This window comes from Pseudoxanthomonas sp. 68-E7 (assembly GCF_057773145.1).
In genome coordinates this window covers 343,161-364,270 of the sequence record NZ_JBYMTI010000005.1, presented here as the reverse complement: position 1 = coordinate 364,270, position 21,110 = coordinate 343,161, and the positions used below count along the sequence as shown (strand labels likewise).

General features: G+C 68.4%; 19 protein-coding genes. 10 read left to right on the top strand and 9 right to left on the bottom strand.

Going from position 1 to position 21,110, the window contains the following annotated elements; genetic code table 11:
* The first annotated feature begins 36 nt into the window (after positions 1–36).
* The 6 genes from creD to AC3DE2_RS14565 all read left to right on the top strand — a co-directional run bounded on the left by creD (position 37) and on the right by AC3DE2_RS14565 (position 5,431).
* Positions 37–1,416, top strand: a complete 1,380-nt coding sequence (gene creD, locus AC3DE2_RS14590) for a cell envelope integrity protein CreD (RefSeq protein ID WP_488426791.1) — start codon at positions 37–39, stop codon at positions 1,414–1,416.
* Positions 1,417–1,424: 8 nt separating this feature from the next.
* Positions 1,425–1,868, top strand: coding sequence for a hypothetical protein (locus AC3DE2_RS14585; RefSeq protein ID WP_488426790.1), 444 nt, complete (start codon positions 1,425–1,427; stop codon positions 1,866–1,868).
* On the top strand, positions 1,868–2,194 hold the full coding sequence (locus AC3DE2_RS14580) for a hypothetical protein (RefSeq protein WP_295375714.1): 327 nt from the start codon (positions 1,868–1,870) through the stop codon (positions 2,192–2,194). Before AC3DE2_RS14585 ends, AC3DE2_RS14580 begins: the two co-directional genes overlap by 1 nt.
* A gap of 40 nt (positions 2,195–2,234) precedes the next feature.
* The gene (locus AC3DE2_RS14575; RefSeq protein WP_295375712.1) at positions 2,235–2,840 is read left to right on the top strand and encodes a GNAT family N-acetyltransferase; all 606 of its coding nucleotides are present in this window, start codon (positions 2,235–2,237) and stop codon (positions 2,838–2,840) included.
* Positions 2,837–3,721 (top strand): carbon-nitrogen hydrolase family protein, encoded by an 885-nt coding sequence (locus AC3DE2_RS14570; RefSeq protein ID WP_488426789.1) that lies wholly within the window; start codon positions 2,837–2,839, stop codon positions 3,719–3,721. Before AC3DE2_RS14575 ends, AC3DE2_RS14570 begins: the two co-directional genes overlap by 4 nt.
* 138 nt (positions 3,722–3,859) lie before the next feature.
* Positions 3,860–5,431 (top strand): M28 family metallopeptidase, encoded by a 1,572-nt coding sequence (locus tag AC3DE2_RS14565; RefSeq protein WP_488426850.1) that lies wholly within the window; start codon positions 3,860–3,862, stop codon positions 5,429–5,431.
* Between the two features lie 78 nt (positions 5,432–5,509).
* Here AC3DE2_RS14565 and AC3DE2_RS14560 read toward each other — a convergent pair whose 3' ends face one another.
* The 9 genes from AC3DE2_RS14560 to AC3DE2_RS14520 all read right to left on the bottom strand — a co-directional run bounded on the left by AC3DE2_RS14560 (position 5,510) and on the right by AC3DE2_RS14520 (position 17,530).
* On the bottom strand, positions 5,510–6,061 hold the full coding sequence (locus AC3DE2_RS14560) for a phosphatase PAP2 family protein (RefSeq protein WP_488426788.1): 552 nt from the start codon (positions 6,059–6,061) through the stop codon (positions 5,510–5,512).
* Positions 6,039–7,181, bottom strand: coding sequence for a glycosyltransferase family 4 protein (locus AC3DE2_RS14555; protein ID WP_488426787.1), 1,143 nt, complete (start codon positions 7,179–7,181; stop codon positions 6,039–6,041). Before AC3DE2_RS14555 ends, AC3DE2_RS14560 begins: the two co-directional genes overlap by 23 nt.
* A gap of 319 nt (positions 7,182–7,500) precedes the next feature.
* Entirely contained in the window at positions 7,501–8,472 is a 972-nt protein-coding gene (locus AC3DE2_RS14550; protein WP_488426786.1) for an aldo/keto reductase, read from the bottom strand.
* A gap of 59 nt (positions 8,473–8,531) precedes the next feature.
* The gene (locus tag AC3DE2_RS14545) at positions 8,532–9,779 is read right to left on the bottom strand and encodes an EAL domain-containing protein (RefSeq protein ID WP_488426785.1); all 1,248 of its coding nucleotides are present in this window, start codon (positions 9,777–9,779) and stop codon (positions 8,532–8,534) included.
* A 181-nt stretch (positions 9,780–9,960) separates the two neighbouring features.
* On the bottom strand, positions 9,961–11,490 hold the full coding sequence (ppx, locus tag AC3DE2_RS14540) for an exopolyphosphatase (protein WP_488426784.1): 1,530 nt from the start codon (positions 11,488–11,490) through the stop codon (positions 9,961–9,963).
* A 71-nt stretch (positions 11,491–11,561) separates the two neighbouring features.
* Complete coding sequence (gene ppk1, locus AC3DE2_RS14535) at positions 11,562–13,652, bottom strand: polyphosphate kinase 1 (protein WP_295375486.1); 2,091 nt, start codon at positions 13,650–13,652, stop codon at positions 11,562–11,564.
* Positions 13,649–14,989 (bottom strand): phosphate regulon sensor histidine kinase PhoR, encoded by a 1,341-nt coding sequence (phoR, locus tag AC3DE2_RS14530; protein WP_295375488.1) that lies wholly within the window; start codon positions 14,987–14,989, stop codon positions 13,649–13,651. The genes ppk1 and phoR overlap by 4 nt, the downstream gene beginning before the upstream one ends.
* 88 nt (positions 14,990–15,077) lie before the next feature.
* Positions 15,078–15,767 (bottom strand): phosphate regulon transcriptional regulator PhoB, encoded by a 690-nt coding sequence (gene phoB, locus AC3DE2_RS14525; RefSeq protein WP_141456251.1) that lies wholly within the window; start codon positions 15,765–15,767, stop codon positions 15,078–15,080.
* Between the two features lie 116 nt (positions 15,768–15,883).
* The gene (locus tag AC3DE2_RS14520; protein ID WP_295375490.1) at positions 15,884–17,530 is read right to left on the bottom strand and encodes a M48 family metalloprotease; all 1,647 of its coding nucleotides are present in this window, start codon (positions 17,528–17,530) and stop codon (positions 15,884–15,886) included.
* A 214-nt stretch (positions 17,531–17,744) separates the two neighbouring features.
* Here AC3DE2_RS14520 and grxC point away from each other — a divergent pair, with 214 nt between their 5' ends.
* From grxC to AC3DE2_RS14500, 4 genes are all read left to right on the top strand, one after another.
* Positions 17,745–18,029, top strand: a complete 285-nt coding sequence (gene grxC, locus AC3DE2_RS14515; protein ID WP_488426783.1) for a glutaredoxin 3 — start codon at positions 17,745–17,747, stop codon at positions 18,027–18,029.
* A 56-nt stretch (positions 18,030–18,085) separates the two neighbouring features.
* Positions 18,086–18,421 (top strand): carboxymuconolactone decarboxylase family protein, encoded by a 336-nt coding sequence (locus AC3DE2_RS14510; protein ID WP_488426849.1) that lies wholly within the window; start codon positions 18,086–18,088, stop codon positions 18,419–18,421.
* A 199-nt stretch (positions 18,422–18,620) separates the two neighbouring features.
* Positions 18,621–19,628, top strand: coding sequence for an isocitrate dehydrogenase (locus tag AC3DE2_RS14505; protein ID WP_488426782.1), 1,008 nt, complete (start codon positions 18,621–18,623; stop codon positions 19,626–19,628).
* 142 nt (positions 19,629–19,770) lie between these two features.
* Entirely contained in the window at positions 19,771–21,090 is a 1,320-nt protein-coding gene (locus tag AC3DE2_RS14500) for a Na+/H+ antiporter NhaC family protein (RefSeq protein ID WP_488426781.1), read from the top strand.
* Positions 21,091–21,110 lie beyond the last annotated feature (20 nt).

The window sequence follows — 21,110 nt, the reverse complement described above, 5'->3', positions numbered from 1 at the left end:
GGCTTTGCCCATCTCCACAGCCGGATGGGCGAAGACATGAAGTCGTTGAAGCTGTTATTGCGGTTCCTGACCGTGGGCGGTCTGGTGCTGCTGTTGATGATTCCCCTGCTGATGGTGCGCGGCGTGATCAGCGATCGCGAACGCTACCAGGCCCAGGCGGTGGAGCGGATTGCCGAAAGCATGGCCGGTCCGCAACAGGTGATCGGACCGCTGCGGGTGGTGCCCTGGCAGAAGACCACAAACGCCACCGTGGTCAACGCGGAAGGCAAGCCGGAGATCCGCCAGGAAACCGTGCGCGGCTACGTGCTGCAGACGCCGAAGACCCTGCAGGCGGGCGGTGGCATGAAGCCGGCGCTGCGGCGTATCGGGCTGTACGACGTGCGGACCTACCAGTGGTCGGCGCGGATGAGCGCCCACTTCGAGCCGCTGGCGCTGGAACAGGCGGATGGCCGTACCTATGGCACGCCCATCCTGGTGATGGGCCTGAGCGACGTGCGCGGACTGGTCGGCACGCCCGCCGTCAGGGTCGACGGGCGTTCGCTCGCCTTCGAGGGCGGCACCGGCGCAATGTCCGCGCGGATGAGCGGCGTCCACGCGGTGCTGGGGAATGGGAATGGCCTGCCGTTGCCGGCCAGCGACGTGCAACTCGAGTTCGGCCTGGCCGGCACCGGGTCGCTGGGCATCAGCCCGATCGCCGACAGCAACCGCATCGATGTCCATTCGCAATGGCCGCATCCGCTGTTCGGCGGCCGCTTCCTGCCGACCCAGCGCAGCGTCGAGGCGAGCGGATTCACCGCCAACTGGGAGATTTCCTCGCTGGCCAGCAACGCGCAGGCGCAGCTGGCCAGCGCGGAAGGCGATTTCACCCGGCGCATGCCGCTGACCGGCAAGGTCGCCATCGACGCCTCGTCGGAAGGTCCCGCGCTGACCCGCATCGACAGCGCCGACATCCACCTGGTCGATCCGGTGGATATCTATACGCAGGCCGATCGCGCCAGCAAGTATGGCATCCTGTTCATCGTGCTGACCTTCGTCGGCTTCGCCCTGTTCGAACTGATCAAGCGCCTGCCGATCCATCCGCTGCAGTACCTGCTGGTCGGTCTGGCGCTGGCGATCTTCTTCCTGCTGCTGCTCAGCCTGTCCGAGCACATCGCCTTCTGGAAGGCCTATCTGGTGTCGGCGGTGGCGTGCATCGGGCTGCAGTTCTTCTACCTGTCCGGGGTATTGCGCAGCTGGCTGCGGGCGGCGGGATTCGCGGTGATGCTGACCGCGCTGTACGGCGTGCTGTACATGCTGCTGCTGTCGGAGACCAACGCGCTGCTGATGGGCACGCTGCTGCTGTTCGGCATCCTGGCGGTGATCATGTGGGTCACCCGCAAGGTGGACTGGTACGACCTGGGCAACGGATTGCGTTGAGGCCCGCCATGCTGGATCAGCAGACCCTGCATCGCCGTGCCTGCCGGGTGTTGCCGGCCTGCCTGCGCACGGAGGCCGTGATTGCCGTCCATGACGGAACCGGCCGGTTGGCAGGCGCCGGCCAGAGCGGACTGGCGGCCCTGCTGCTGCCGCTGCGGCACGTGCGCCGGGGCGATCTGTGGTTCCGGCTGGCTGCGGACACGCGCGCGGCGCTGCGTGCCAGGCCGATGATGTTCCTGCAGGACGCGACCGAGGCCAGGGAAGGCCTTTCGCGGCATGGCGCTCCGATGGCATGGGGCCCTTGGCGAACGGCGTCGAAGGGCGCGCGGGCGGGTCGCTACACCGCCTGCTCGCACGATGGACACGCGCGCCTGTGGGTGCTGCCGGCGTCGGGCGTGGTGGTGTATGCCTGGGATGATCGCCATGAGCTGGCGGTCGAGGATGCGGGCTGATGCCGGTGCTGCTGCTCGCGACCGTGCTGCTGTCGCTGTTCTATGTGATGGCGGCGGTGATTTCATGGCGCCTGTTCGGCGCGCTGTTCCTGTTGCCCCAACTGCTGTTGTCCCTGCTGTGGTTGCAGCATTGCCATGCGGTCGCGCAGCCGGACCACCAGGGCGGGCCCGGCGAAGGCTTCGGCGTGCTGTTGGTGATGCTCATGCACGCCCTGCTCACGCTGGGCGGCCTGTTGGCCGGCGCCCTCGTGGCGGTGGGGCGCAGGCTGGCACGCGGCGGCGTCGAACCGCCGCCCGATTGGCCGGGCAACGACGGCATGCCCTGAGCGTCGCCGGGCCCGGCGAAGGCTGCGCTAAAGTGCGTGGATGGAAAACTCCCTCATCCTGCGCGTGTTGCAGGGACCGGACATCGGTCCCTGGCTGGCCGACGTGGCACGCCTGCGCGTGGCCGTGTTCCGCGACTGGCCCTATCTGTACGAAGGCGATTTCGACTACGAGCGCGATTACCTGGCGGCCTACGCGGCATCGCCGCGCAGCGTGTTCGTGCTGGCGCTGGAGGGCGATCGCGTGATTGGCGCGTCCACCGGACTGCCGCTGCTGGACGACGGCGAGGCGTTCCGCCAACCCTTCCTGGCGTCGGACATCGATCCGCGCGAGGTGTTCTATTTCGGCGAATCGGTGCTGCTGCCGGCGTACCGCGGGCGCGGCATCGGCCATGCCTTCTTCGATCGGCGCGAGGCGCATGCGCGCGCGCTGGGCGGTTTCCGCTGGACCGCGTTCTGCGCGGTGGATCGGGACCCGGACGATCCGCGCCGGCCGGCGGAGCATCGCGGCAACGACGCCTTCTGGCACAAGCGTGGCTACGAGCGCCGGGACGGCATGACCATGCGACTGGACTGGGACGAAATCGACCGGGGCGAAATTCCGCATGCGCTGACGTTCTGGCTGCGTCCGCTGGAGGCGGGCCGATGAAGGTCGCCGTTGCCAAATATCCGATCCAGGCCCCTGCGGATTTCACTGCGTTCGCGGAGCGCCTGGCGCGGTTGCTGGGCGAGGCGGCCACGCAGGGCGCGCAGCTGGCGGTGCTGCCCGAATACCTGTCGCTGGAACTGGCCGCGATCTTCGACGCGGACATCCGCGGCGATCTTCATGCTTCGCTCGCCGCGACCCAGGCGCTGCACGCGGACTGGATGAACCTGTTCGCGCGCCTGGCCGGTGAACTGCGGCTGCATGTGGTGGCGGGTTCGTTCCTGCTGGCGACGGGTGAGGGACGCTATCGCAACCGCAGCTATTGGTTCGCGCCCGAGGGTACCCACGGTTGGCAGGACAAGCTGCAGCTCACCGGTTTCGAGAAGGCGACCGGCGTGATCGAAGCTGGCGACGCGCTCAAGGTGTTCGATGTCGAAGGCGTGCGCGCGGGCATCGCGGTCTGCTACGACAGCGAATTCCCGCTGCCGGTGCGTGCGCAATACGAAGCCGGCGCGCGCCTGCTGGTGGTGCCCAGTTGCACCGACACCGAAGCCGGCGCCACCCGCGTGCAGGTCGGGTGCCTGGCGCGCGCGCTGGAAAATCGCTTCTTCGTCGCCCAGGCGGTCACCGCCGGCATCGCCGAATGGAGTCCGGCATTGGACGTCAATACCGGCGAGGCGGCGCTGTTCGCGCCGATGGATCGTGGATTCCCCGCCGATGGCGTGCTTGCGCGGACGACCGGCGCGCAGGCGTGGGCGGTCGCGGATCTGGATTTCGACGCGCTGGAGACCAGCCGCGGGCAGGCGCAGGTCGCCAATGACCGCGACTGGGCCGGGCAGGGCATTCCCGCATTGCAGCGGGCCCGTCGCGAACCGTTCCGCTGAGCCACGCTCTCGCCTCCTCTCCCGCCAACCATGACTGATGGCAGGGGGACCATGACCTTTGGCCGGGGCAGACTCGATCCTTTGTGCACAGTCGGGGACGAACCCGGGGAGAGCAGGGGCGTGTTGAAGCAGAGCGTGATGGCGTTGTGCCTGGGCCTGGCCGGAGTGGCCCAGGCGAATGAGCCGGTGGACCTGGACATGGTCAACCGCATCCGCCAGGAGGCATTCCACCGGTCGCAGGTGATGGCGACCTTCGGCCATCTGACCGAGGAAATCGGACCGCGCCTGACCAACTCGCCGGGCATGGCGCAGGCCAATGCCTGGTCGCGCGGCAAGTTCACCGAATGGGGCCTGTCCAACGTCCATGACGAGGCGTTCGACGACTTCGGCCGCGGCTGGACCTACCGCTCCGCGAGCGTGGAACTGCTGGCGCCGCGGGTGACCTCGCTGCGCGCGGTGCCCAAGGCCTGGACGCCCGGCACGCAAGGCCCGGTGGAGGGCGAGGCGGTGGTCGTCACCCTCAAGACCAAGGCGGATCTGGACAAGTACAAGGGCAAGCTGAAAGGCAAGATCGTCCTGCTCAGCGACGCCCGCGAATACAAGCCCGGCACCGAGCCGGATTCGCGCCGCTATGACGAGGCCGGCCTCACCGAACTGCTCTCCTTCAGCGTGCCCAAGGACAGCAATCCGGCCGACCGCGGCAAGCGCCTGGCCGAATACCGCCAGCGCCAGGACCTGGTGCAGGCGACCAACCGTTTCCTGACCGAGGAAGGCGCGCTGGCCGCGCTCAGCATCAGTGGCTGGGACAACGGCATCATCCGGGTCGGCGGCGGCGGTTCGCGCCGCGCCGGCGAGCCGGCCGGCATTCCCGAACTGGCAGTGGCGGCGGAGCACTACAACCCGTTGCTGCGCGCGATCGAGCGCAAGCAGGACGTGCGCCTGCGCATCAACGTGGATGCGCAATTCACCAGCGAGACCAACGATCCCGGCTACAACACGATTGCCGAGATCCCCGGCAGCGGCAAGGCCGATGAAATCGTGATGATCGGCGCGCACATGGACTCCTGGCATGCCGGCACCGGCGCGGCCGACAATGCCGCCGGCGTGGCGGTGATGATGGAGGCCATGCGCATCCTCAAGGCGGTCGGCGCCAAGCCGCGCCGCACCATCCGGGTGGCGTTGTGGAGCGGCGAGGAGCAGGGCCTGATCGGTTCGGCGTCCTATGTCGCCAAGCACTTCGCCGACTATCCGGAAGCCACCGATCCGGAACAGAAGAAGCTGCCGCGCTATTTCCAGGAGCGTACCGGCCCGCTGCAACGCAAGCGCGACTACGACAAGTTCTCGGCCTACTTCAACCTGGACAACGGCTCCGGGAAGATCCGCGGCATCTACGCGCAGGAAAACCAGGCGGCGATGCCGATCTTCGAAGCCTGGCTGAAGCCGTTCAACGATGTCGGCGCCACCATCGTGACCGTGCGCAACACCGGCAGCACCGATCACGTCTCGTTCGACCGCGTCGGCCTGCCGGGCTTCCAGTTCGTGCAGGATGGGCTGGACTACTTCAGCAACGTCCACCACAGCGATCTGGACACCTACGATCACGCGGCGCCCGAAGACCTGAAGCAGGCCGCGGCGATCCTGGCCTCGTTCGCCTACCACGCCGCGATGCGCGAGCAGAAGCTGCCGCGCAAGCCGCTGCTGGAAAACTGAGCGCGGTCCCGGTGAACTGAAGAAGGCCGGATTCGCAGGAATCCGGCCTTCTTTTTTATCTGGGCGGTGGCGAGCGGATCAGGCGAACAATGACACGCCCGGCACCAGCCACAGCGACAGTCCCGCCAGCGCCGAACCAATCGCGGTGGCGGCCAGCACGTCGCTGGGATAATGCAGGCCCAGCACCACCCGCGAAACCGCCACGCAGGCGGCGAACGGAATCAGCAGGGCCGCCAGCATCGGATAGTGCGCCAGCGCGACGATGGTGAAGGCCACCGCATGCAGGGTGTGTCCGGACGGGAAGCTGAACTCGTCCAGCGGCGCGATCCATGCGCGGATGCGCACGTCCGAGGCGAACGGGCGCGGACGCCGGGTCCAGCGCTTGAGCAGCTTGTACAGGGTCAGCGCGATCACGCCGGTGGCGGCCAGGTGCGCCGAGGCGGCCAGTCCATCCAGGCCGTCCACCACGATCAGCGCGCCCATCAGCACGTACCAGAACACGCCATCGCCCAGGCGGCTGATCACCGCGAAGAAACGGCGCACGCCCTGCCATTCTCCCAGGCGGTTGGCGCGCAGGCACCAGCCGGTGTCGCGGCCTCGCAGCACGTTACGCGGTAGCGACGTTCTCATGCGGCCTCCTTTGCGCGGCCAGACCGGCCAGCAGGTTGTCGAAGTCGGTGGCGACCTGTTCCGGACGCAGCGGGCGCACGGCCTCGCAGGCGCCCGCGCCGAGGCGTCGGCGCAGCTCATCGTCGGTGCCCAGCTGAATGACCGCGGACACGAATGCATCGTCGTCGCGGACCGCGAAGCCATGCTCGCCGCTGCGCAGGTGCTCGCGCGCGGCGCCGTAGTCGAAGGCCACGGTCGGCACGCCGCTGGCCATCGCTTCCAGGGTGACGTTGCCGAAGGTTTCGCTGTGGCTGGGGAACAGGAACAGGTCGCCGCTGGCGAAATGCCGCGCCAGTGCATTGCCGCGCTGCACCCCGCGGAACACGAAATCGGGATTGGCCGCCGCCAGCCGCTCGCGCGCCGGACCGTCGCCGACCCAGACGAAGCGCGCGTCGGGGCGCTCGCGCTGGAGCGCGCGGAACGCGTGCACCGCCAGCGCCAGGTTCTTCTCGGCCGCGATCCGGCCCACGTAGATGGCGACCGGCGTATCTTCGCCGACCCCCCATTGCGCGCGCAGTGCCATATCGCGGTGTCCGGGCGAGAACTGCGAGGTATCCACCGCGCGCGCCAGCCGCACCACCCGGGCGAAGCCCTGCGAGGTCAGGAAGTCCTGCAGTTCGCGGGTCGGCACCAGGGTCGCGCCCGCGCCATTGTGGAAGCGTCGCATCCAGCGCATCGCGGTCTGCTGCAGGAACGCGGCGCCGTAGTCGCGCATGTACTCGTCGAAGCGGGTGTGGAAGCCGGTCGCGACCGGAATGCCCAGCCCCCGTGCCGCACGCAGTGCCGACCACCCCAGCGGGCCTTCCGTGGCCACGTAGATCGCGTCCGGCGCGGATTCGCTCCACAGCCTGGCCAGGCGGCGTGCCGCCGGCAGGCCGAATTTCAGTCCGGGGTAGCGCGGCAGCGCCGCGCCGCGCACCAGGGTGACCCCGTCGGGTTCGCGCGGATCGCCGTCCTGGCGCGGCCGCACCAGCGAGACCTGGTGCCCGCGCGCGCGCAGTCCCTGTTCCAGGCCCTGCACGGTCAAGGCGACGCCGTTGACCTCGGGCGGATAGGTTTCGGTGACGATGGCGTACCGCATGCGCGACTCCACGTTTTGCGCATGGTGGAGACCGGCCATGAAACCCGCATTGCAGTTACATGGCGTTCGCGTGACAGGGTGCGGAGTCCGGGGTCGGAGAATGCGTCCTGGAAGCCAGGACGCCAGGAACCGGAAGCACATGCCCCGTTTGAAAAAGGGGGCGGGCACCTGCGAAAGCAGGTGACGGGGGATTTGCCTTTCGATCGAAGAGCGAATCCCCCTCGATCCCCCTTTTGACCCGCCATCCGGCGGTGAGAAGCGCCGCAAAGGGGGAGGCAAAAACGGATAGTCCCCAATCCCCAATCCCCAATCCCCGCTTTCAAGGCACCGGCCCGCCCCGCGCCGCGGTGAACAACGCGTACCACGCCTCGCGGTCCAGTTCGATGCCATCCGCGGCGCAGGCCGCGGCCAGGCGCTCGGGGTGGGTGGTGCCGATCACCGGCTGGACGCCGGCGGGATGGCGCAACAGCCAGGCCAGCAGGATGGCTTCGGCGGACACGCCGTGGTGCGCGGCCACCGCCGCCACCGCTTCGGCGGTCGGTCGCAGCGCGGGCTCGGCGGTTTCAGGCCGGGACAGGCGGCCACCGGCCAGTGGCGACCACGCCTGTACCAACAGGCCCCGATGCCTGCATTCGTCCAGGGTGCCGGCCGAGGCGGTATAGGCGGTGCCGCGGGTCGCGGCGATCACGCCTTCGTTGACCAGATGGTGGTGCAGCAGGCTGATTTCGATCTGGTTCGCCACCAGCGGCCGGTCGAGATGCGCCTGCAACAGCGCGATCTGGCTGGCGGCGTGGTTGCTGACCCCGAAATGCCGGACCTTGCCGCTGCGGTGCAGATCGTCGAACGCGCGGGCGACTTCCTCCGGCACCCCCAATGGATCCGGCCGGTGCAACAGGAGCAGATCCAGATAATCGGTGCGCAACCGGCGCAGGCTGCCTTCGACCGAGGCGAGCAGATGCGCGTGGCTGAAATCGTAGCGGCCCGGCGAATCCGGATGGGGATCGTGGGCGAAGCGGATGCCGCACTTGGATTGCAGGATCAGGCCGTCGCGGCGCGATGGCGCCGCGGCCAGCCAATCGCCGAACAATCGCTCCGACTTGCCCCGCGCATAGATGTCGGCATGGTCGAACAGGTTGATGCCCTGTTCCAGCGCGGTTTCGATCAACAGGGCGGCCTGTCGCTGCTCATCCGCCGTGGGATCGCTGTCGTCCCAGGCCCGGCTCAACTGCATGCAGCCATAGGCGATGCGCGAGGCCCGCAGATCGGTGTGGGGAATCGGGTAGCGCCGCATGGCTTCGGTTCCGGACAGGGCAGCGGATCATGCCAGAGCGCGACCGCCCGCCGCTGCGGTCAGTGGACGCGCTTGCCCGGCGGGTGCAGCAAGGCGATCAGGGCCGCCAGCGACAGCGGCCGCGACAGGAAGTAACCCTGCGCGTCGGGTACTCCCAATGCGCGCAACGCGGCCAGTTCGGCGGCGGTTTCCACGCCTTCGGCGACGATGCCGCTATGGGTTTCGCGGGCGAAGGCGATCAGTGCGGCCGCCAAGGCGCGTCGCGGCGAATCGCTGTCGATGCTGCGGGTCAGGGTCATGTCCAGCTTGATGATGTCCGGACTGGTGGCCAGCACGTGGCGCATGCTGGCGTAGCCCGCGCCGGCGTCGTCGACCGCCACCCGCACGCCCTGGCGCCGCAGCGGCGCCAGCTGCTCGCGCAGCACCGCATAGTCCTCCACATAGGCATGCTCGGTGATCTCCAGCACCAGCCGGTGCGGCGGCAACTCGTCCAGGTAGCCGGCGATCTCGCCGCTGATGAGGGTCTGCGGGGAGACATTGACCGATACGTAGAAATCCCCGGGCACGTGGCGCAGGCCATCGAGCGCGGTGAGGATGGCGTTGAGTTCCAGGCGCACGCCCAGCCCGATTTCGCGGGCCTCGTTGAACCACAGATCCGGCGGGCGCGGCGGATTGGTGTCGAAGCGGGACAGGCATTCGACGCCGACGATGCGTTCCTCGGCCAGGTGGTAGATCGGCTGGTAGACGATGCTCGGCTGGCCCATTTCCAGCACCGAGGTGATCCGTTCGACCTTCTCCTGGTGCTCGCGCACGGCCTCCAGGCTACCGTCGATCTGGTACGCGAGCAGATCGGCGAAGGCGCGCATCATGTGCAGATCGCGATCGCCCAGCGATGACTGTGGACGCAGGCTGAAGCAGCAGAACGTGCCGTAGACGCGGCCGTCGCGCAGGCGGATGGGCACGCTGATGTGCGCGCCGATGGGCACCTGCGCGGTTTCCGGAATCGCCGCCAGGGCGGGCACCGCGCGGGTGTCGGGAATCAGTTGCGGGATGCGGCCCTCGACCACCCGCAGGCAGTAGCCTTCGTCGAGCGGGCTGGTGTCGCCGGGGCGGATCGGCATCGGCTCGATCGCGCCGACCACGTGGCGGAAGGTCCGGTAGCGGCCGCCGAATTCGGAGATGAAGGCCACGTCCATGTCCAGGTGCGTGCGCACCGCGTCGAGCATGCGATCGACGTTGCGGCCGATGGCCAGCGCGCCGGGACCGCCTTCGGCCAGGATTGAATTCCAGGGAGCGTCGTTCCGCATGACTTCCTCCTGAAGGCAAGGGCGGGAAACGTTCGACCGGCGATCACGCGGCGGGCGGAGCATCGCCGGATCGGCCCGTGTCCGATCCGGCGTCGCCCGGCATGGCCTCGACGGATTCCCGGGCGGAGTCTAGCGCGGGTGGTCCGGGTTTGCAGGAGGCGGCCGGATGGCCCGGAACGGCTCAGGCGACGAAGGGCTTGAAGGCGATGCCCAGGCCCTGCATGTCGTCCGGTTCGCCGACCAGGTCCGACTTCAGCAGCGGGCGCGCCTCGATCCAGCGCCGGTCCACCACCAGCCGCAGGTCGTCGCCGTCGGCGGCCAGTTCCAGCCGCGGAATCGGCGCGGCTTCGTGCGCGCGGTGGAGCAGCACCGCCAGCCGCAGCAGCGCGGCCTTGCGCTTGGCCGACAGCAGCAGGCGGTCGGGCAGCGCGTCGAAGGCAGTCTTGGGAATGTTGCGGCGATGCGTGCGGATCAGCGCCGCCAGTACCTGCTGCTCCTGTCGCGAGAAGCCGGCGATGTCCGAGTTCTCCAGCACATAGGCGCCATGGGTGTGGTACTGGCTGTGCGCGATGGCCAGGCCGATTTCGTGCAGGCGCGCGGCCCAGCCGAGCATGCGGGCGTCGTCGTCGTCCAGCTTCCAGGCCTCGGCGACCTGCTGGTACAGGCGCAGGGCGGTGGCTTCCACCCGCGCGGCCTGGATTTCGTCGATGCCGTAGCGCTGGGTCAGTGCAGCCACCGACAGATCGCGCGGATCGTTGTCGCTGCCGCGGCCGAGCATGTCGTACAGGATGCCTTCGCGCATCGCCGCCTTGCTGACGATCAGGCGCTGCAGCCCCAGTGCCTCGAAGGCGGCCTCCAGCACCAGCACGCCGCCGGCGATGATCGGACGGCGATCGCTGGACAGGCCGGGCAGATCGATGGCGTCGATGCGTTCGGCCTGGAGCAGCCGGTCGCGGACCTGCGGCAGCGCCTCGGCGGTGACCGCACCCTTGGTCAGCTTCATGGCGGCGCAGATCTCGCCAATGGCCTTGTTGGTGCCCGAGGAGCCGATGGCCTCCTGCCAGCCCAGTGCGCGGTACTGGCCGGCGAACTGCTGGAATTCGGCGGCGATCTCGGTGAGGGCCTCCTTCCAGCGCTTCTTGGAAATCTTGCCGCCGGGGAAGAAGCGGCGGGTGCTGGCGATGCAGCCGGCCTGCAGGCTTTCGCGCTCCAGCGTGTCCATGCCGCGGCCGATGATGAACTCGGTGGAACCGCCACCGATGTCGATGACCAGGCGCAGCTGTCCGGGCTTGGGCGGCTGCGCGTGGGCCACGCCAAGGTAGATCAGGCGCGCCTCCTCGCGGCCGGACACCACTTCGATCGGCTTGCCCAGGGCGGCTTCCGCCGGCACCAGGAAACCCTGGGGATCGGCCAGCTGGCGGACGGTGTTCGTCGCCAGCGCGCGCACCCGGGTGGCGGGCACGTCGCGGATGCGCTGGCCGAACCGCGACAGGCAGTCCAGCGCACGTTCGCGCGCGGATTGCGACAGGCCGCCCTTGCCATCCAGGCCGTCGGCCATGCGCACGGTTTCGCGCAGGCGATCGACCACGCGCACCTGCCCCAGGGTGTAGCGCGCCACGATCATGTGGAAGCTGTTGGAACCGAGATCGATGGCGGCGAGCTGTTCGCCGTCACGAGGCGGCGGCGACACGGGGGCGGAGACGGGCGGCATCGGAAAAGCCTAGAGGCAGTAGCCGCGGGTTGGCAACGCGGTTCCTGCCATTTCAGGCACTTGCATCGCGCTCAGACCCCGGCCAGCAGGGTCGCCTGCGCCGAATGCGGTGTCTCGCCATCGGCCGGGACCACCTTGCGGTAGGTGCCGTCGGCGTCCAGCGCCCAGGCGTTCTGGTTGTCGTCCAGATAGTTCTGCAGGCCTTCCCGGACCACGCGCCTGGCCAGATCCGGATCCAGGATCGGGAAGCAGGTTTCCACCCGGTGCAGCAGGTTGCGTTCCAGCCAGTCGGCGCTGGCGCAGTAGACCTCCGGGTGGCCGTCGTTGCCGAACCAGTAGACCCGGCTGTGTTCCAGGAAGCGGCCGACGATCGAGCGGACGTGGATGTTGTCCGACACCCCCGGCACGCCGGGGCGCAACGCGCAGGCGCCGCGCACGATCAGGTCGATGCGCACGCCGGCCTGCGAGGCCGCGTACAGGGCGCGGATCAGGCGCGGCTCGTTGAGCGCGTTGATCTTGGCGATGATGTGGGCCGGCTTGCCCGCGCGCGCCAGCTTGGCTTCGCGTTCGATCTTGCGGATCAGCCCGGCATGCAGGGTGAAGGGCGACTGCAACAGGCGCTTGAGCTTGGTCGACGGGGCCAGCCCGGACAGTTGCTGGAACAGCAGGTGCACATCGTTGCCGATGTCGGCGTCGGCGGTGATCAGGCCGAGGTCCGTGTACGCGCGGGCGGTGCCGCTGTGGTAGTTGCCGGTGCCCAGGTGCACGTAGCGGCGCAGCTTCTTGCCCTCGCGGCGCACGATGAGCAGCATCTTGGCGTGGGTCTTGTAGCCAACCACGCCGTACACCACCTGCACGCCGGCTTCCTGCAGCCGATCCGCCACGCCCAGGTTGGCGTCCTCGTCGAAGCGCGCGCGCAGTTCCACCACCACGGTGACGTCCTTGCCGTTGCGCGCCGCCTGCACCAGCGCATCGACAATCGCCGAATCCTTGCCGGTGCGGTACAGGGTCTGCTTGATCGCCAGCACGTTGGGATCCACCGCGGCCTGCTTCAGCAGTTCCAGCACCGGGGTGAACGCATCGAAGGGATGGTGCAACAGCACGTCGCCGTCATCGACCTTGTCGAAGATCGCGTCGCTGTCGCGCAGGGTGCGCGGAGTGAACACCGGGTACTTCAGTTCCGGGCGCTGGACGAGGTCATACACCTGGATCACCCGGTTGAGGTTGACCGGGCCGTCGATCAGGTAGACCGCGTTGTCGGGCAGGGCGAAGTTCTGCAGCAGGGTGCGGATAATCGGCTTCGGGCAATCCTGGGCGATCTCCAGCCGCACCGCCGGCCGGTAGCCGCGCCCGACCAGTTCATCGCGCAGGGCCAGGGCCAGGTTCTCCACTTCCTCCTCGTCGACCACCACCTCGGAATTGCGGGTGACGCGGAACTGGTAGGAACCCTTGACCTCCATGCCTGGGAACAGTTCGTCCACGAACGCCGACAGCACCGAGGACAGCAGCACGAAGTCGTTCTCGCCGCCGGACACGCGCGAGGGCAGGTGGATGATGCGTGGCAGCGAACGCGGCGCGCGCACGATCGCCAGGTGGCCGGCGCGGCCGAACGCGTCCTTGCCCTTCAGCACCACCACGATGTTCAGCGACTTGTTGAGGATCTTCGGGAACGGGTGCGCCGGGTCCAGGCCCAGCGGCGACAGCACCGGCATGATCTCGTTGCGGAAGTAGGCGCGCAGCCAGCGGGTCTGGCGCGCGCTCCATGCGCCGCGGCCGAACACCCGCACGCCGGCTTCGTTCAACGCCGGGCGCAGCACCTCGTTCCAGCACTTGTACTGCGCGTCCACCAGTTCGGCGGCGCGATCGTGGATGCGGTTGAGCACGACCGTCGGGCTGAGCCCGTCGGCGGCGGGCGGCAGGCCGAAGTCCTGCGCATGGCGGACGGTGGCCGCGCGGATTTCGAAAAATTCGTCCAGGTTGGTGCAGGAAATGCACAGGAAGCGCAGTCGCTCCAGCAGCGGCACCTGCGGATCCAGCGCCTGCGCCAGCACGCGGAAATTGAAATCCAGCTGCGACAGTTCGCGATTGAGGTAGAGCGAGGGATCGCGCAGGGCGTCTTCGTTGCTCAGTTGGTCTGGCGTCGTGTCGATGGCGGCGTTCATGCGATCTGGCTGTGCGTCAGGGAAGGGGGAGGCGCCGGAGTGCGTGGATGCACGCGCTCGCCGCCGAAATGCACCGAGAACACGCTACCGTGGCCGACCTCGCTCTGGATGTCCAGCCGCGCCTGGTGCAGGTTCAGCACGTGTTTGACGATCGACAGGCCCAGGCCGGTGCCGCCGCTTTCGCGCGATCGGCTGGTGGACACCCGGTAGAAACGCTCGGTGATGCGCGGCAGGTGCGCGGCGGGAATGCCGTAGCCGGTGTCACGCACGCTCAGCATGGCGCCGTCGCCCTCGCGGGCGAACCGCACGGTGATGGTGCCGCCGGCCGGGGTGTAGCGGACCGCGTTGCTGACCAGGTTGGAGAACGCGCTGTGCAGTTCCTTGTTGGAACCCCACAGGTCCACGCCCGCGTCGTCTTCCACCACCACGACGTGGCGCTTTTGGCTCAGCGCTTCGGCTTCCCGGCGCAGGGTGGCCAGCATCGGCGCCATCGCCACGCTCTCGTCGGGCAGGCTGTCCTGCGCTTCCAGCCGCGACAGGGTCAGCAGATCCTCGACCAGCTGGGTCATGCGCTGGGACTGCTTCTGCATCTCCGCCAGCATCGGCGTCCATTCCGGGAAATCCTGCGGATCCAGCATGTCCAGGTAACCGTGGACCACGGTCAGCGGCGTGCGCAGTTCGTGCGAGACGTTGGCGACGAAATCGCGGCGCATCTGTTCCAGCCGCAGCATCTTGCTGACGTCGCGCGCGACCAGCAGCCAGTACTGGTCGGAGTAGGGAATCAGGCGCAGGTTGAGCCGCAACTGTGGATCCACCGGCGACGCGGCGTCCAGCATCGGCTCGGCATTGCGGCCGGCGGCCAGCCAGTGCGACATCGGCAGCGGTTGCAGGCGATCGCCGATCGCCGCGCCGATGTCGGTCGGATATTGCAGGCCGAGCAGGGTGGTGGCGGCCTTGTTGAACCATTGCACCCGCTGGCTGTTGCGTTCCACCACCACCACCGCGTCCGGGAGCGCGGCGGCGGCGGCGCGATAGGCGCGCAGCATGTCCAGCAGGCGGCGCTTGCGCGCGCGCATCTCGGCGTGGCCGCGGAACAGCAGCCGATCCAATTCGTTCCACACGCCATTGCCGCGCGCCGGTTCCATCCGCTGGCGGGCGGTCAGCCGCACCAGCACCTTGCGCAGGCGCCAGTAGTGCCAGGCGACGACGCCGAGCGCTGCCAGGGTGACCACCGGCCAGACATGGCCGATCAGCAGGCCGATCACCACCGCAAGGGCCAGCACACCCGCCAGTTGACCGAGCGTCTTGAACCAGGCGGAGCGTATGTATTGGGGCATGGACCGATTGTAGGCAGTTATTTATGACAGTCTGCAGGAACGGCGGGAGGCGATGTCGAATCCCGAATCCCCCTGTCGAATCCCGTGCTCAGACCGATGCCGAGAACCGGTAGCCCGAGCCCCGCACGGTCTGCACCATGTTCTCCAGGCCATGCGGTTCCAGGGTCTTGCGCAGGCGGCGGATATGCACGTCCACCGTGCGCTCCTCCACGTACACGCTGCCACCCCAGACGTGATCCAGCAGCTGCGTGCGCGAATACACCCGCTCGGGGTGGGTCATGAAGAAATGCAGCAGGCGGTATTCGGTCGGGCCGATCGGCACCGGCGTGTCGCCGGCGAACACCCGGTGGGCGGCGCCATCGATGCGCAGCGGACCGATACCGACGCTGCCGTCCTCGTCGTCCTCGCGCGAGCGGCGCATGACCGCGCGGATCCGCGCCAGCAGTTCGCGGGCCGAGAACGGCTTGACCACGTAGTCGTCGACGCCGGCTTCCAGTCCGCCGACCCGATCATTTTCCTCGCCGCGCGCGGTGAGCATGATGATGGGGACGTCGCGGGTCATCGCGTCCTTGCGCCAGCGGCGCGCCAGTTCCAGGCCGCTGGTGCCGGGCAGCATCCAGTCCAGCAGGATCAGGTCCGGGACCCGATCGGCGATGGCGTTCTGGGCTTCACGGGCGTCGCCGGCATGCACCGGCTCGTAATCACCCTTGCGAAGGGCGAAAGCGACCATGTCGCGGATGGCCGGCTCGTCGTCAACGATCAGGATGTGCTTCTGCACGCGTTTACCGTCGTCTGTGGGGTACCGCACCAGTAGACGACAATTTTATGACGGAAACATGACATGCCGCGCGCCCGTCATATGACAGCCGGGATCGCTGGCGGCGTGGAGCGGCGCTAGCGGCGTTCGATATCCGGGTCGCGGACGCCCTGGCGACGCAGTTCCAGAACCTGTGGGGTGATGTTGGCGATGCGGGCGTCGATCCGGGCACGGGCGTAATAGTCCAGGTCGCCGCGCTTCTTGAGATTCTGCAGTTGGATTAGGGCCTGCTCCGGCCGCCCGTTCAGGAACGCGGCCTCGGCGAAGGCTTCGCCGGCCCGCACCGGGTCGCCGGCCAGCTCGTTGGCCCGGCCGAACTCCTGCTGGAACACCGGATCGTTGCCGGCCCGCGACAGCAGGGGGCGCAGCACGGCCTGGGCGTGCCTGCCAGCCTCGGCGCCGCCCTGTTCGTTCAACACGCGGGCGAAGGTCAGGGCGATCGGGCGGTTGTTCGGCATCTGCTGCAGCAGGCGCGCCAGCCGCTGGTTGGCGGCGGCGGTGCGGCCCCCGCGGGACTCGGCTTCGGCGATCGCCAGTTCCAGCCACAGATTGCCCGGGTGGTCCGCCAGCAATGGCGCCAGCTCGCCCAGGGCCACGTCCGGGCGCCCGGCGCCCAGGTGCGCCAGGGCCAGCCCGTAGCGCTGGGCGTCGGTCAGCGGCTTGCCGGACTCGCGGCGGATGGTCTCGTAGTCGCGCGCGGCGCCATCGGCGGTGGTGGCGCTCAGTACCCGCAGGCGTTCGCGGGCCCAGTCGAAATCGCCGGTCGGGCCACGGGTGAACAGATCCCCGGGCAGGCGCACCGACAGCGGCAGCAGCGGGTTGTCGCTGTCCTTCTCCGCCGGAACCACACGCGTGGGATCGAACTGCTCGACCCGCTCGCCGCCGCCCGGAACCCGGGTGATCAGGGTCAGGTTGTCCTTGCGCATCTGCTCGGCGCGCTGCTTGGCCTCGCTGATGCGGGTGGTGGTGACCGGGTGGGTCATCAGATAGTCGGGGTAGGCCTCGCGGCCGCTACCGCGGTTGGCCCGGGTCGCCTGGGCCATGCGGGCGAAGAAACCCGCCATCGCGTCGACGTCGTAACCGGCGCGCGACAAGGTGCGGATGCCCAGCCGATCGGCTTCGGATTCATTGGAACGGGTGTAATCGATCTGGCGCTGCTGCATCAGGCCCATGCCGCTGGCGACCGCGGCCATCGAGGCGTCGCCGCTGGAATTGCCGCCGGCGCTCTGCGCCAGCACGATCGCGCCCAGCATGCCGAGCAGGATCGGAATCTGGTCGCGCTCGGCACGCTCGACGCCGCGCAGCACGTGCTGCTGGGTGACGTGGGCGATTTCGTGCGAAAGCACCGCCGCCACCTCGTCTTCGCGCTCGGCGGTCAGGATCAGGCCCGCGTTGGTGCCGATGTAGCCGCCCAGGGTCGCGAACGCATTGATCTGGCGATCCTTCATCAGGAAGAAGGTGTAGCTCTGGCGCGGCAGGTCGCTTTCCGCGCCAAGCCGGGTACCGACCTTCTGCAGCCAGTCGTCGAGCAGCGGATCCTCCAGCAAGTAGCCGTAGTTGCGCAGTTCGCGCAGCATCATCCCGCCGTATTCCGCCTGGCGCGCCGGGCTCAGCACTTCGCCGGCGGAAGAACCGATATCCGGTAGGCGCACGTCCTGTCCCCGGGCAAGCGGGGCGCCCAGGAGCAGGGTCAACACGGCGGTGGAGAGCAGCGAAAGGCGCAAACGGAACTCCGTTGTCGGACAATGGCGGCAGGCTTGCGTGCGGCAGGATGACGCTTTGCCGTCGGGGGCGAGTGAACATGCGGTTAACCGGACCCCGGGCCGCACTGTTCCATGCCGCCGGCTGGAAAGCGACCGATCCACGACCCATATTGCCCTCAGTCCCGACCTTCCCTGACCCGCATTCGAACCATTTGGTTCCATCCCGGAGGATTCCTTGAGCGACACCGCGACCGATGGCCCGGCCATCACCCTCTACACCACCGCGATCTGCCCTTACTGCGTGGCGGCCAAGAACTTCCTGAAGAGCAAGGGCAGGAGCTGGAACGAGGTCCGCATCGATCTGGATCCCGAGGAACGTGACCGCATGATTGCGCGCGCGCGCCGTACCAGCGTGCCGCAGATTTTCGTCGGCGAAACCCATGTCGGCGGTTACGACGACATGATGGCCCTGCACCGCGCAGGCAAGCTCGAGCCGTTGCTGGCGGGGGTGGATGCGTGAGCGGCGGTAGGGACGACAAGGATCGCGTGCGCGAGTTCACCGAGTTCCGCCAGCGGATGAACGAACGCATCCTGGCCGAGCCCAACCAGGTGGTTCGCCGGTTCTTCGCCCTGGATACCCAAACCTACCAGCCCGGCGCGCTGGACCTGAAGACCAAGGAACTGCTGGGGCTGGTGGCGTCGATGGTGCTGCGCTGCGATGACTGCATCAGCTACCACGTCGCCCAATGCAAGGACGCCGGGGTCAATCGCGACGAGTTCTTCGAGGCGTTTTCGGTGGGCCTGGTGGTCGGCGGCTCCATCGTGATTCCGCACCTGCGCCGGGCGGTCGATTTCCTCGACCAGCTGGAGAACGGCGGCGCCGACATCCCCGTGGCGCACGACCACGGCTGAATCCGCCCGCCCGGGCTCGTTCCCGGGCGCCGGAACCCGATGCGGGAGCCGTCAGGAAGGCGGCCCCCGCGCGTCCCTCCGACCATGGTCGATTTGGGACCGTACGGGGGGTTCAGGCATAATTGGCGGACTTGAACCCCCTCGCGCCTGCATCCCGGCTCCCGGCCCGCATGGCGCCCCTGTTCGGAATCCCAAGCAAATGACCCAGACGATTACGGTCATCCGCGGCGATGGTATCGGCCCGGAGATCATGGACGCGACCCTGCACGTGCTCGAAGCCCTGAAAGTGGGCCTGAGCTACGAGGAAGCCGATGCCGGCATGGTCGCGCTCGAAAAGCACGGAGACCTGCTGCCGCAGGCGACCCTGGACTCGATCCGCAAGAACGGCGTGGCCCTGAAGAGCCCGCTGACCACCCCCGTGGGCGAAGGCTTCAGCTCGATCAACGTGGCCCTGCGCCGCCATTTCGACCTGTACGCGAACGTCCGCCCGGCCAAGTCGTTCCCCAACACCAAATCGCGCTTCCCGTCCGGCGTGGACCTGATCACCGTTCGCGAGAACACCGAGGGCGCCTACATCGGTGAAGGCCAGTCCATCTCCGAGGACGGCGAAACCGCGCTGCTGACCCAGAAGATTACCCGCAAGGGTTCCGAGCGCATCGTCCGCTACGCCTTCGATCTGGCCCGCAAGACCGGGCGCAAGAAGGTCACCGTGGTGCACAAGGCCAACATCCTGAAGACCACTTCGGGCCTGTTCCTGAAGGTCGCCCGCGAAGTCGCCGCGCAGTACCCGGACATCGAATGCAACGAGATGATCGTGGACAACACCTGCATGCAGCTGGTGATGCGTCCGGAGCAGTTCGACATCATCGTCACCACCAACCTGTTCGGCGACATCATCTCCGACCTGTGCGCCGGCCTGGTCGGCGGCCTGGGCCTGGCCCCCGGTGCCAACATCGGCGTCGACGCGGCGATCTTCGAGGCCGTCCACGGCTCGGCGCCGGACATCGCCGGCAAGGGCGTCGCCAACCCGTGCGCGCTGCTGCTGGGCGCGGCGCAGATGCTCGACCACCTGGGCCAGCCGGACAAGGCCGAGCGCCTGCGCGCGGCGATCATCGCCACTCTGGAAGCCAAGGATTCGCTGACCCCGGACCTGGGCGGCGAGGGCACCACGATGTCCTTCGCCAAGGCGATCGCCAGCCGGGTCTGAACCCGCTTGCCAGCCGGCGGACATCAAAACGGGACGCGCAGCGTCCCGTTTTTGTTTGCGTTCGTCCCATCCGGGGGGCTTGGACCGGGCCGTGGCAGGCCGGACAATCGCCGGTCTCCCGAAACCCCCGCCGCTTCCCACGATGACCGTCCGCCCCAGCGCGCTCGCGCTGACCCCGCTGCTGCTGTTCCTGGCCCTGTTTTTCGGAGCGGGCCTCTACTACACCTTCCAGGGGGAGCCCATGGGCTTCTACCAGCTGCGCGCACCGGTGGCGATCCTGCCGGCGCTGGCACTGGGGGCTTGGCTGGCCTACCGGCGCGGCGTGCCGGCGTCGCCGACCCTGCTGGGCGGCATGGGCGACGCCAACGTCATGCTGATGTGCTTGATCTTCCTGCTCGCGGGCGCGTTCGCCACGGTGTCCAAGGCGATCGGGGCGGTCGACGCGGTGGTCGCCCTGGGCCTGGGGGCGCTGCCCCCGTCGCTGATCCTGCCGGGGCTGTTCCTGGTGGCCTCGTTCGTGTCCCTGGCCATCGGTACCTCGATGGGCACGCTGGCGGCGGTGGTTCCCATCGCCCTGGGCGTCGCCGACGCAGCGGGGCTGGATCGCACGCTGGTGGTCGGCGCGGTCATCGGCGGCGCGATGTTCGGCGACAACCTGTCGGTGATTTCGGATACCACCATCGCCGCCACCCGCAGCCAGGGCGCGGAAATGCGTGACAAGTTCCGCGAGAACTTCAAGATCGCGCTGCCCGCGGCACTGGCCACGGCCGCATGGCTGGCCTTCCAGGGGGATGCCGCCCCGGTGCAGGCGCCGCAGGGCGCGTCGCCGTGGCTGGTCCTGCCGTACGTGCTGGTGCTCGCGCTGGCGCTGACCGGTCTGGACGTGGTGGTCGTGCTGGCGGTCGGGCTGGCGGTGTCGGCCGTGTTCGGATTCGCCTTTGCCGGCGACTACGGCGTGGTGGACTTCGCCGGCGACATCTACGCGGGCTTCGAAAGCATGGTCGAGGTGACCCTGCTGTCGATCCTGATTGGCGGCCTCGGCGCGCTGATGAAAGCCGGCGGCGGACTGGATTGGCTTGCGCGCGCCATCGCCAGGTTCGCCCGCGGACATACTGGGCGACGCTCGGGTGAATTCAGCATCGCGGCGCTGTCGGCAGGCTCCGATGTGCTCACTGCCAACAATACCGTGGCCATCCTGATTACCGGCAGCCTCGCCCGGGATATCGCCGAACGCCACGGCATCAACCCGCGCCGTTCGGCCAGCCTGCTGGATATCTTCGCCTGTGTCGTGCAGGGCGTGCTTCCCTACGGCGCGCAGATTCTGCTGGCCTCGTCGCTGGCCGCCGTTTCACCGCTCGCACTGGCCGGCAGCGTCCATTACTGCTGGCTGCTGGCGGTTGCCGCCATCGTGTTCATGCTGCTGCCGGCGCGACGCGTCGCCGCCGTGGCTCCCGGCGCCTGAAAACAAAAAAAACGGGGCGC

Coding starts and splice junctions, on each gene's coding strand:
- creD (WP_488426791.1), top strand. CDS start 37: ATGAAGTCGTTGAAGCTGTTATTGCGGTTCCTGACCGTGGGCGGTCTG.
- AC3DE2_RS14505 (WP_488426782.1), top strand. CDS start 18,621: ATGACCCAGACGATTACGGTCATCCGCGGCGATGGTATCGGCCCGGAG.
- ppk1 (WP_295375486.1), bottom strand. CDS start 13,652: ATGAACGCCGCCATCGACACGACGCCAGACCAACTGAGCAACGAAGAC.
- AC3DE2_RS14585 (WP_488426790.1), top strand. CDS start 1,425: ATGCTGGATCAGCAGACCCTGCATCGCCGTGCCTGCCGGGTGTTGCCG.
- AC3DE2_RS14500 (WP_488426781.1), top strand. CDS start 19,771: ATGACCGTCCGCCCCAGCGCGCTCGCGCTGACCCCGCTGCTGCTGTTC.
- AC3DE2_RS14550 (WP_488426786.1), bottom strand. CDS start 8,472: ATGCGGCGCTACCCGATTCCCCACACCGATCTGCGGGCCTCGCGCATC.
- AC3DE2_RS14560 (WP_488426788.1), bottom strand. CDS start 6,061: ATGAGAACGTCGCTACCGCGTAACGTGCTGCGAGGCCGCGACACCGGC.
- ppx (WP_488426784.1), bottom strand. CDS start 11,490: ATGCCGCCCGTCTCCGCCCCCGTGTCGCCGCCGCCTCGTGACGGCGAA.
- AC3DE2_RS14545 (WP_488426785.1), bottom strand. CDS start 9,779: ATGCGGAACGACGCTCCCTGGAATTCAATCCTGGCCGAAGGCGGTCCC.
- AC3DE2_RS14565 (WP_488426850.1), top strand. CDS start 3,860: ATGGCGTTGTGCCTGGGCCTGGCCGGAGTGGCCCAGGCGAATGAGCCG.
- AC3DE2_RS14510 (WP_488426849.1), top strand. CDS start 18,086: ATGAACGAACGCATCCTGGCCGAGCCCAACCAGGTGGTTCGCCGGTTC.
- AC3DE2_RS14580 (WP_295375714.1), top strand. CDS start 1,868: ATGCCGGTGCTGCTGCTCGCGACCGTGCTGCTGTCGCTGTTCTATGTG.
- phoR (WP_295375488.1), bottom strand. CDS start 14,989: ATGCCCCAATACATACGCTCCGCCTGGTTCAAGACGCTCGGTCAACTG.
- AC3DE2_RS14555 (WP_488426787.1), bottom strand. CDS start 7,181: ATGCGGTACGCCATCGTCACCGAAACCTATCCGCCCGAGGTCAACGGC.
- AC3DE2_RS14570 (WP_488426789.1), top strand. CDS start 2,837: ATGAAGGTCGCCGTTGCCAAATATCCGATCCAGGCCCCTGCGGATTTC.
- AC3DE2_RS14575 (WP_295375712.1), top strand. CDS start 2,235: ATGGAAAACTCCCTCATCCTGCGCGTGTTGCAGGGACCGGACATCGGT.